This is a genomic window from Prolinoborus fasciculus, assembly GCF_056724605.1.
The window spans coordinates 1-10,722 of the sequence record NZ_JBWZQN010000084.1; the positions used below are offsets into that span (position 1 = coordinate 1).

Here is a 10,722-nt window from a genome sequence, read left to right on the forward strand (position 1 = left end):
CAGAGGAATAGCAACACGATATGATAAGCTAAAGTGTAGCTATGAGGGGGCAGTTGCATTAGCTTGTATATTTATTTGGCTACCTTTATCGGGTAAATTCTATACTTGAAATGTCAACAGACCCTAAACGAATATTTTCATACACCTACCATGAACATGAGGATCACTTGATGTTAAAAGATCTGATTTTAACCCTCGCCTTGTTATGTGTGTGTTTTATCCTGATCATCACTTTAAATGACTGGCAATTCAGCGCTCAAACCAATCTGCTGATCAGTTCAATTTTTATTAGCTGGACGATCTTGAAATTTGTTGGGCATCGTATTTATTTTCATGCCAGTTACCTGCTGATCATGGCAATTTTAGTGATGCTGCAACAGTTTGAAGAAATTTTCTGGGCCATGACCGGCGTGATGGCAGGTTTCGGTTTATATACCCTGTTACAGGTTATATTGATTCCTGCCTTGAAAGAAAAACTGCATTTATCTTTCGGGAAATCCCCTTGGGTAGTTAAATAGCAGTTGCTGCGACATCTGCCAGACTTCGGTCACGTTTAAACATGACATCCACATAGGAACATTGTGGGATAATGGTTAAACTTTTTTCACGGGCAAAATCGACCAGTACATCCAGCATTTTCCGGGCAATACCGTGGCCACGCAGGGAATCATCGACCCAGGTATGATCGGCAATGATGACGGCATCGCCCCGCCATTGATAAGTGATCTCCGCCAGGCGACGTCCTTGATCTTCCATAAAAAATACACCACCACGTTTTGAATCTTGATATTTAATTTCCATACGAATCTAAACCTTTGTTGTCATTTTAAAATTATAAAACATCATTAAAGCGAGGCTCTCGCTCGAACACGGATTTGGCAAAAGGACATTTTGGAATAATCCTGATGCCGTGTTCACGGGCAAAATTCACAGCGGCCTCGACCAGATAATACCCGACGTGCTGTCCGCGTAGGCTGTCATCGACCCAGGTGTGTTCAATCACTAATTGATCTTCATTTACTCTGGAATAACTCATTTCTGCCAGACGTTTTTCATTTGGCTCTACAAACCATAAACCTCCAGTGTCCTGTTGCTGATGCTCGATCAACATACCGATCCTCTCCTTGTTTTTAAGCCAGACTGACATATTTTTCCCTGCTCTATTGTTAGATTTCTTTTAAAGGATTGTGAATCTGTCCTTCTGACCAATACCGCATTTTGCTCAACAGGTTTAAACTGCCGGCCGGTTCTTTTTATCAGATATGTATGTCCAGCTTTTCTTCCACCTCCTCGGTGACGCGTCAATGGGTCTGTGTGATTGCTTTAGCCTCTGCTGCCTTTATTTTCAATACCACCGAATTTATCCCGGTGGCGCTATTAAGTGATATTGGTACCAGTTTTGCCATGTCACCGACCCAGGTCGGGTGGATGCTGACAATTTATGCCTGGGTCGTGGCGCTGCTGTCTTTGCCAATGATGTTACTGACCAAGAATATTGAACGGCGCTTTCTGCTGATGGTTTTATTTGCGGTGTTTATTTTCAGTCATGTACTGTCCTATTTTGCCTGGAGCTTTAGCATTCTGGTGCTGAGCCGGATTGGTATTGCCGTGGCGCATGCGCTGTTCTGGTCAATTACGGCGTCACTTGCTGTGCGGGTTGCGCCAAAGGGCAAAAAATTTCAGGCATTGGGCTTATTGGCTACCGGTACCGCCATGGCGATGGTCTTGGGAATTCCCTTTGGCCGGATGATCGGGGAGGCCTATGGCTGGCGCAATAGTTTTGCCTTGATCGCAGTTGTGGCAAGCGTGGTCTGCGTACTGCTGGCCAAAACCTTGCCTTTATTGCCAAGTGTTAATTCAGGTTCACTCAGCAGTTTAAAAAGCTTGCTAAAACGTCCCAGCCTGATGCTGGTCTTTGCGCTTACCGTGCTTGTGATTAGTGCGCAATTTACCGCCTATAGTTATATTGAACCCTTTGCGCTGAATATTGCGCAATTCAGCTCTGCACAGACCACCAGCTTATTGCTGATTTATGGCGGTGCGGGCCTGATCGGGTCTTATGTATTTGGCCGCTTTGCACCGCATTTTCCCCGACTCACCATTCCGCTATTTACACTCGGGCTAGGGATCTCGCTGCTGTTATTGCTGCCACTGTCTCAGGGTGTATTTCAGCTTAATAGCTTGGCGTTAATCTGGGGCATCAGCATTATTGGGTTTAGTCTGGCTCTACAAGCCAAGACCTTAAATCTGGCTTCTGATGCAACCGATGTCGCCATGGCAATTTTTTCAGGTCTGTACAATGTCGGGATTGGTGGCGGTGCCTTACTCGGCGGTCTGGTAACGGCACATATCGGATTACATAGTATTGGCTGGGTAGGAGCAATCTTGGCCAGCTTGGGTTTTCTGATCAGCTTATACCTGATTCAGCGTCCGGATTTCTTAGGTAAGAAAGCGCCTTGAAGCATGATTTTTGTAAATGAAATTGTAGTCTTAGCAAAAATCTGTCATGCTTGCTGCACATTGAGCTACCGCTCAAATAAAATTTAGTTTGAACAAGGGGAGTAGCCTCCTCCAAGCGTTTAAGAATGAAATTTCAATTTTTAAACGTGTCAGAATATCGTCATTACACTTTGCAAAAAGTCGGTATCTGAGCATCTTGAAGTCACACTTTATATAAAAAAGTGGAACAGTAAGATGTAGGCAAGACCTTGATCATGTTGTTATAGATGTTTTTCATCTGGCAACTGGTCAAGGTTTTTTTATGGCTAGTTGTCCGATGTGGAGAATTCACATGGAAACCATTGGTACACTCTGGCTGTATCTCGTCTTTTTCGCGATTGTCGCAGTCATGCTGGTAATCGATTTTGTCGGCTTTAAGCATCAGCATGGTCAGGAAGTTAAAGTCCGAACTGCTGCCTACTGGAGTATTGCCTGGGTCAGTGTCGCGACTTTATTTGGTGGCGGCTTATGGCTGTATCTGGAGCAGACCGCAGGCACGGCAATTGCTAATGCCAAGGTTATGGAATACTTTGCCGGTTATCTGCTGGAAAAATCCCTAGCGATTGATAACGTCTTTGTCTGGCTGATGATCTTCGCGGCCTTCGCCATTCCACCCGCATTGCAACGCAAGCTGCTGTTATATGGCGTACTGGGTGCGATTGTACTCAGAACCATCTTTATTTTTATTGGCGCCTGGTTTGTACAGGAATTCTCTTGGATTCTGTATATCTTCGGTGCGTTCCTGGTGTATACCGGCTTCAAATTCCTTCGTGGTCAGCATGAAGAAGACAGCAATATTGAAGATATGGCGATTCTGAAATGGCTACGTAAACATATGCGTATTACCCCGCAACTTCAGGGCGACAAATTCTTTGTCCGTCAGAATGGTTTGCTCTGGGCAACGCCGTTGTTCTTGGTCCTGATCCTGGTTGAAGCCTCTGATGTGATCTTTGCCGTCGATTCTATTCCAGCTATTTTTGCCGTCACCACCGATCCCTTTATTGTCCTTACCGCAAACCTGATGGCGATTTTAGGCCTACGCGCGATGTTCTTCCTGCTCTCGGGCGCAGCCTCAAAAATGCATTATCTGCCTTATGGTCTCGGGATCATTCTGGTCTTTATCGGCTTTAAAATGCTGATGCTGGATGTGTTCCATATGCCGATCTGGATTTCTTTGAGCTTTATTGTGATTGTCCTCACTGTGACCGCGATCTTGTCGATTCGTCATAGTAAGAGGCATAACGAAACCACCCTGTAAAAAGTAATCATCAAAAAAGCCTGCATCAGCAGGCTTTTTTTATTGTTCTATCAGGGATAATTTGGGCCATTTTTGCAAAAACTGTTTGCTCAGCATGCGTTGTTCAAACACGGCATAACTGACTAAATTCGGATTCCAACGCAGCTTTAACTCAAATAAATCTGCTAAACCGAAAGGAGCAATCAACTCCAATTCATCATCTTTTAGGCGCAGTGCCAAGGCCGTGACAGTTTCTGGCCATAATGACAGCGCATGATCAATTGAAGTTAAAGGCTCAATATTTTCATTTTGATCGGTACGATACCACTCATGTACAAAGGCTTGATTGGTCACATCCCAACGGATATCTGGAAAATACTCTTTTAACCGATCTGCAAGTTGCTGTTCTATAACGCGAGCCTGCTCATTTTCATCATAGAAAATCACATCGACCTCAGTATGATTTATTTCATATTCCCATCCATGTAAATGCGCCCAGATCACATGACGTAACACACCCGCTGCGACATAAGCGTCAGAGTGTAATTGTGCTAACTGATGCAAGATGCGCATTAATGTGGGCTGCGCACACACGATCTGTTGAAATTGATCATAATAATTGGATGGGGTCATAGAAGAATCTGGATCGCTATTTAAATATGAATGTTCATACAAACATGGCAATTTTTTCAGCTACAATCAATCGAAAAAATTAAAAGCGTAGGTTTAAAATGTCTTCTGTAATTGCAACGACAGCGATCCGTGGTCGCTTCCTCGACATTCAGAATACAGTTGCCCAAGCACGTGATATACACGACCAAGTGCGATATGTAGAAGATGGTATAGTCATCATTCACGAAGGTAAAATCCAGTGGTTTGGTCCTTGGCAAGAAGGGCAGTCACGACTTCCTACCAACGCTGAATTACAGCACTATCCAGATCAACTGATTGTTCCCGGTTTTATCGACACCCATATTCATTTCCCGCAAACGGAAATGGTCGGGGCTTATGGTGAACAGCTGCTGGAATGGTTAAATACCTATACATTCCCCACTGAAATCCAGTTTCAAGATGCATCGTACAGCGAAAAAATTGCCGAATTTTTCGTGCAGGAATTGCTTAAAAACGGCACCACCACTGCACTGGTCTTTTGTACCGTTCATCCTGAATCCGTAGATGCTTTATTTAATGCCGCAACCACACGCAATATGCGTCTGATCGCAGGTAAAGTCCTGATGGATCGTCATGCACCGGAAGCACTAACAGATACAGCAGAAACAGCTTATACAGACTCTAAAGCACTGATTGAAAAATGGCATGGACATGGGCGGAACCTGTATGCGATTACCCCACGCTTTGCACCGACCTCAACACCTGAACAATTACAAAAAGCTGGGCAGCTCAAAGCCGAATATCCGGATGTGTATGTGCATACCCATTTAAGTGAGAATAAGAATGAAATTGCCTGGGTAAAAGAACTCTTTCCTGAACGTGAAGGTTATCTGGATGTTTATCATCATTATGGTTTAACCGGCAGCAAATCCGTCTTCGCACATTGCGTGCATCTAGAAGATGAAGAGTGGGATTGTATGCATCAGACCGACTCCGCCATTGCCTTCTGTCCGACCTCAAACCTGTTCCTGGGCAGTGGCTTATTTCCCCTGAAAAAGACCTGGGACAAAGGGGTCAAAGTCGGCTTAGGCACAGACATTGGAGCAGGGACATCATTTAATCAGCTGCAAACCCTGAATGAAGCCTATAAGGTGCAGCAGTTGCAGGGCGAAAAACTCTCTGCCTTTGAGGCCTTGTATCATGCCACTTTAGGCGGTGCCAAAGCCTTGAGTCTGGATGATCGCCTGGGGAACTTTAATATTGGCAAGGAAGCCGACTTTGTGGTGCTGGATCTCAATACCACTGCCTTACAGCAGTTACGCCAGAGCAGAGCCAAAAATATTGAAGATGCATTTTTTGCACTGACCATGCTTGGCGATGACCGTAATATTGCAGCCACCTATGTCTATGGAGCAGCCGTTTATGTCAAAGCAGCAGTCAGTGAATAAAACAAAAAAATCCCGCCGTCGCCAATACTTGATCCTGTCTGCCATGGCACTGGGCTGTGTTTTTTTATTGAAACGCGATTCAACAGCGGCTAAAAAATGATTACATTTACAGCCAGCAAAACAGGTGCATCTCTGCTAGGGATGTATTAAAATTGCGACGTATTCAGGTGTTGCAGGTCAACACCTTTTTTATTTTGCTATTTTTACTTTTTAGGTATCTACCCATGACCGTTCAAATGAGCGTAATGATTTCCGCTGAAGAAATTCAAGCTAAAGTCAAAGAGCTTGGTGCTCAAATCAATGCACACTATGCCAATAGTGACAAAGAACTTGTGCTCATCGGTTTATTACGTGGTTCAGTGATTTTTATGGCTGATTTATGTCGTGTGATTTCAAAACCGCATGAACTGGATTTCATGACTGTGTCCAGTTATGGCGGTGGCACGTTATCGTCACGTGATGTAAAAATCCTGAAAGATTTAGACGGTGAAATCCGTGGTAAAGATGTGTTGGTCGTTGAAGATATTATTGATTCAGGCAACACTTTAAGCAAGGTACTCGAAATCCTGCAAACCCGTGAACCTAACTCGATTCAACTGTGTACTTTGGTAAGTAAACCATCGCGTCGTGAAATCGATCTGAAAGTCGAATTTATGGGCTTTGAAGTTGAAGATAAATTTATTGTGGGTTATGGCCTAGACTATGACCAGAAGTACCGTCACCTGCCATTTATTGGTGAAATCGGTCTTTAAAATCAGGTTGAAAAAAGTGGCATAAGCCACTTTTTTTATGCCTAAAATGGACAGGAAACCGGGAACAAAAAATAACATCTCGTTTCAGGATTCAACTTTTTATAATCCTGACTTTATTTCAAGATGATTAAACAGATGTGAAAACAAAGACATGACAAGAAGGAGTATGCATATGTGGACAATTATTGTGGCGATCGTCATTGGTTTTGTAGCAGGTCTGATTGCACGTGCCATTCATCCTGGTAATGATAAGGCAGGTTTTATTATGACTACCTTACTGGGTATTGCCGGCTCCTTATTGGCGACTTTTGGTGGCCGTATGCTCGGTCTGTATTCGGCAGATTCCGCAGCAGGTCTGATTGCTTCCGTGATTGGTGCTGTGATTATTCTGTTTATTTATAATATGGTCACCAAACGCCGTACAGTCTAAACCATTCAGATGTTTCTGAGGTTGATTTGACGACCTGAATAAAAAAGCACCGGAAAGGCACTGCTGTCCCACAATTTTTACAAGAGGAAGCTCATTTAAGCTTCCTCTTGTTTGATGGGGACTTTATCGGGTGAAAATAACGCTTTTAAGGTTTTTATTTCAAATAAATTCACTTGAATTATTCTGAGTAAGCGCTGAACTGTCCAGCCTTTTTTCCCTAAATGTTGAGCGAAACTTACCAGTAAATAGGCGATCATCGCAATCCAGATTTGCGTCTGAATGGCGTTCTTGCTTCGGCCTAAAAAGGCTTTTAATTTCAGGTTCTGTTTAATCGCTTTAAAGAACAATTCAACTTTCCAGCGGTCTTTGTAAATCGCTGCAATGGTAGAGGCAGCTAGATGAAAGTTATTGCTGAGAAAGCTAAAGTGCTTGCCACTTTGCTGATCTCTATATTCAATTCTTCTTAATACGGGGGCTTTTCTTTTTAGGGCATGTGCGCTATTTAGCTGAATGGTTTCATCTTTTAGAATGCCTTTGGATTCAAGCACTGGATGTTGCTGGATCACCTGATACACCGATTTAGGTCTAAAACGTGTCACAAAGCTAACGTTTTGAGCGCTTAGATTCGCATACCATTGATAATCGACATAGCCTTTATCAAAGACCACAATGCTGCCAGCGGGAAACTGGAATTTTCGGCCTTGTAACATGTCATTTTCTTTACCATTTTCAACTGCAATAAACTCAGGAATATCATTGCTGTGATTCAATCCTATGCTGAGTTTCATGCTGGCTTTTGAGTCGTGAACTTTGGCCCATTCACATAAGGAAAGCGACAGGTCAATATGACTGGCATCCAGGGAATATAATGGATTCTTAAAGCGAAATTTATGGGCTACTTTTGAGTGTTCATAGTATTTAAGCAACTTGTAAAAGAGCTGTTGATACAAGGCAGCAGGCTGCTGCTCATTGATTCGTGCCAGTGTACTTCGGGGAATAGACTTTGCTCCGAAATGACTCAGTTTGTCCTGTTGGCACTCCAGATTGGATTGAATATCTCTCAGACTTTGCCTGCAGGAAAGTTGAGACATCAAGATGGCAATAAACTGATCCCATCTTGAAGCCGCTCTAAATTTCTGTCCAACATGGTGTACTTTAGCAAGTTGCTCAAAATCCTGTCGCACGACGGGTTTAATAAGCTGATGAAATACGGTATTCTGATGTGACAAAACCTGAATCCTGGTCGTTAAAGTGTTTGTTTGCACTCATATTTTAACGATTTGGACTCAGGTTTTTTATTTAAATCAAACTATGGGACAGCAGTGCCGGAAAGGTGCTTTTTTATATTGAGCGACTGATAGCTTTATTTAATTTTTTTATAAATTGAATTCTTTAAAGATCTGCTCAATCTGCTCTGCCGGATAGGCACCCATCACTTTAAAACCATTGGAAAAAATAATCGCAGGTGTCCCATTCACGCCCATAGACTGAGCCAGTTTTTTATTCCGTTCAATCGGATTGGCACAAGTTTTTTTCGATTTAGGTTGAATCCCTTGAGCAATCAGATCTTCCCATGCCTGAGCTGGATTAGACTCGCAATACACCTGTTTTGAAGGAGCCACCGACTGGGGTTTTAAAGGAAGAATAAAGGTATAAATCGTCAAATCATTCAGTTTTTTCAGCTCTAACTCAAGCTTTTTACAATACGGGCAATTTGGGTCAGAAAAGATGGCAATCTGACGTTTACCCGTACCTCTTACACTTTTTACAGCATCCTGAAGCGGTAATTTTTTCCAGTCGATACTATTTTGTTTCAGCATTAAATCGCGGGTCAGATTATGTTGATCCTGAATCCGCAGCATCGGGCCGGCAATCAGATGTTTGGCATCTTCATTTAGATAAACCACTTGGCCCTGCATGGAACCGCTATAGATGCCTTTCATCTCCGTGGTTTGAATATTTTCAATTTTTAAATTGGGACTGTTTTTTGCCAAGTTAGCTTGTACCGTATCAATATTGGCAAATGCGAAGCTTGAAATGAATGTACTTAAACTAATAATCAGTGTTTTTTTTAACATGAATGTTCTACATGAGTTGGATAAGAATATGCTTCGATTTTAATCGCTCTGCTTTTAAATTTCTCAAACATTTATGTTACTGTTTACACTCAGTTAAATAAGTTCATCATGTTTCACGTGGAACACACTGTATAGGGTTATATTTAATTCCAATATATCCAAAATCATATCAATATCCATTTTAGATAATTGTTTTATATGATAAAAGTATTTTAAATAATAAACATCTTACTCATTCATCCTTGACCGCTTTTCTGCATCCATTCTAAACTGCAGACACTTTCTATTTTCCTCGCTACGCCCTGACATGGATTGGCCAAGGATCAACACTATAACGGCATTTTCATGACAACAACGACCAGCTGGCGACCGTTCTTGATGGTCAGCCTGGCTTTAATGATGGGAACGATTGGTACTGCTTTGGCCAGTCCGCTCTATCCGATTTATCAACAGCTCTGGCATTTGCTGCCAAGCCAGATCACCTACATTTTTGTTGCCTATATGTTTGGCTGTCTCTCGACCTTGTTGTTTTTGGGCAGAACCAGTAACAGCATCGGGTTTTTACGAACCCTGCAAATTGGTCTGGCACTAATCACGTTAGGTCTCATCATTTCCGTTTTTGCCCAGAATGCACTGATCCTCTCGATTGGCCGTTTCATTATTGGGATTGCCTCGGGCCTGATGACCACTTCTGCCATGATGGGCTTGATGCATACCATCCCAGAAAGCCATAAACACACTGCACCACAACTGATTTCAATCATCACCGCAATGGGTTTTGGTTTGGGACCCTTGGTCGGTGGCGTCATTGCGCAGTTTTCCGCTGCCCCTTTGGTGATGCCATATTTACCGATTATTCTGGGTGCCGTGCTGTGTTTGATTGGCCTGTTCTGGATCAAGGCACCCAAGTTTGAGGTACAGCCCTTTAGCATGGCGCCTAAACTGCAACGACCTGAAGCCCAGTTTCATCGGGTGTTTATGATTATTGCAGTGACGGCTTTTAGTGCCTTTGCCGCCTTTAGCCTGTTTGCTTCTCTGTCGCCGTCCTTTCTCCGCAATATTTTACCTTGGCATGGCCCTCTGGTCAGTGGGCTGGCCATTACCAGTATTTTAGTCGTCTCAGTGATCGTGCAGTTTATGGCCAAAGCGGTCGCAGCGTCAAAATGTCTGAATATCGGCCTGATGATGATGTGCTTGAGCCTGATGGTTTTGGCGCTATGCATGTATTCGAAAATCAGCCTGCTATTTTTTATCAGTGATATTTGCTTTGGGATCGGCCATGGTTTTGCCCTGATGGGTGCTTTTGCACTGATTCATCAAATGACCAGCTTAGACAACCGTGCAGCAGTGATGTCGACCTATCTGTTTATTGCTTATCTGGGCACTATTGTTCCCATCATTGCTGTGGGTTATCTGGCCGATCACTGGGGGCTGGATTTCGCTGTGATCAGCTTTTGTATCGCGATCAGTCTATTGTGTTTTGCACTGTGGTGGGCGTATCAAAAATCCCGTCTACCAGCCTAAAAAAAGCCCTCAATTGAGTAATGCCAGTCAGTTAAGAAATTGACTGGCATTTTCTTGGATATTTTTGTGCTTTAATTTTCACTACTCGCGGACATTGCCTTTGCCTTTTTTCAGGTAATACAAATATTTTAGATTGTTCAAA

General features: G+C 43.1%; 12 protein-coding genes. 7 read left to right on the plus strand and 5 right to left on the minus strand.

Annotated features, from left to right (window positions below; genetic code table 11):
• The first annotated feature begins 170 nt into the window (after positions 1-170).
• Positions 171-518, plus strand: a complete 348-nt coding sequence (locus tag AC1P5O_RS15260) for a hypothetical protein (RefSeq protein ID WP_005108224.1) — start codon at positions 171-173, stop codon at positions 516-518.
• On the opposite strand, the gene AC1P5O_RS15265 is transcribed toward AC1P5O_RS15260, so the two are convergent.
• A complete protein-coding gene (locus AC1P5O_RS15265; RefSeq protein ID WP_005108225.1) occupies positions 511-801 on the minus strand; it encodes a GNAT family N-acetyltransferase in 291 nt (96 codons plus the stop codon). The genes AC1P5O_RS15260 and AC1P5O_RS15265 overlap by 8 nt on opposite strands.
• A gap of 31 nt (positions 802-832) precedes the next feature.
• On the minus strand, positions 833-1,147 hold the full coding sequence (locus AC1P5O_RS15270) for a GNAT family N-acetyltransferase (RefSeq protein WP_004281918.1): 315 nt from the start codon (positions 1,145-1,147) through the stop codon (positions 833-835).
• 119 nt (positions 1,148-1,266) lie between these two features.
• Here AC1P5O_RS15270 and AC1P5O_RS15275 point away from each other — a divergent pair, with 119 nt between their 5' ends.
• Both AC1P5O_RS15275 and AC1P5O_RS15280 read left to right on the plus strand, forming a co-directional pair.
• Positions 1,267-2,460, plus strand: a complete 1,194-nt coding sequence (locus tag AC1P5O_RS15275) for a sugar transporter (protein WP_086044252.1) — start codon at positions 1,267-1,269, stop codon at positions 2,458-2,460.
• A 331-nt stretch (positions 2,461-2,791) separates the two neighbouring features.
• Positions 2,792-3,757, plus strand: coding sequence for a TerC family protein (locus AC1P5O_RS15280; protein ID WP_005094866.1), 966 nt, complete (start codon positions 2,792-2,794; stop codon positions 3,755-3,757).
• Between the two features lie 39 nt (positions 3,758-3,796).
• On the opposite strand, the gene AC1P5O_RS15285 is transcribed toward AC1P5O_RS15280, so the two are convergent.
• Entirely contained in the window at positions 3,797-4,369 is a 573-nt protein-coding gene (locus tag AC1P5O_RS15285) for a nucleotidyltransferase family protein (protein WP_005094863.1), read from the minus strand.
• Positions 4,370-4,467: 98 nt separating this feature from the next.
• Between AC1P5O_RS15285 and guaD the strand changes: the two genes are divergently transcribed.
• The 3 genes from guaD to AC1P5O_RS15300 all read left to right on the plus strand — a co-directional run bounded on the left by guaD (position 4,468) and on the right by AC1P5O_RS15300 (position 6,978).
• Positions 4,468-5,796: a guanine deaminase gene (gene guaD, locus AC1P5O_RS15290; RefSeq protein WP_086044253.1), complete on the plus strand. Its 1,329-nt coding sequence runs from the start codon at positions 4,468-4,470 to the stop codon at positions 5,794-5,796.
• A 224-nt stretch (positions 5,797-6,020) separates the two neighbouring features.
• Positions 6,021-6,548 (plus strand): hypoxanthine phosphoribosyltransferase, encoded by a 528-nt coding sequence (gene hpt / locus AC1P5O_RS15295; protein WP_004728991.1) that lies wholly within the window; start codon positions 6,021-6,023, stop codon positions 6,546-6,548.
• Between the two features lie 172 nt (positions 6,549-6,720).
• A complete protein-coding gene (locus AC1P5O_RS15300) occupies positions 6,721-6,978 on the plus strand; it encodes a GlsB/YeaQ/YmgE family stress response membrane protein (RefSeq protein ID WP_004281926.1) in 258 nt (85 codons plus the stop codon).
• 95 nt (positions 6,979-7,073) lie between these two features.
• Here AC1P5O_RS15300 and AC1P5O_RS15305 read toward each other — a convergent pair whose 3' ends face one another.
• The gene (locus tag AC1P5O_RS15305; protein ID WP_004647387.1) at positions 7,074-8,207 is read right to left on the minus strand and encodes an IS4 family transposase; all 1,134 of its coding nucleotides are present in this window, start codon (positions 8,205-8,207) and stop codon (positions 7,074-7,076) included.
• A 147-nt stretch (positions 8,208-8,354) separates the two neighbouring features.
• Positions 8,355-9,056 carry a DsbC family protein gene (locus AC1P5O_RS15310; protein WP_071851303.1) on the minus strand — a complete coding sequence of 234 codons (702 nt, stop codon included), beginning with the start codon at positions 9,054-9,056 and terminating at the stop codon, positions 8,355-8,357.
• Positions 9,057-9,401: 345 nt separating this feature from the next.
• Between AC1P5O_RS15310 and AC1P5O_RS15315 the strand changes: the two genes are divergently transcribed.
• Positions 9,402-10,580 (plus strand): MFS transporter, encoded by a 1,179-nt coding sequence (locus AC1P5O_RS15315; protein WP_441368516.1) that lies wholly within the window; start codon positions 9,402-9,404, stop codon positions 10,578-10,580.
• The last annotated feature ends 142 nt before the right edge of the window (positions 10,581-10,722 follow it).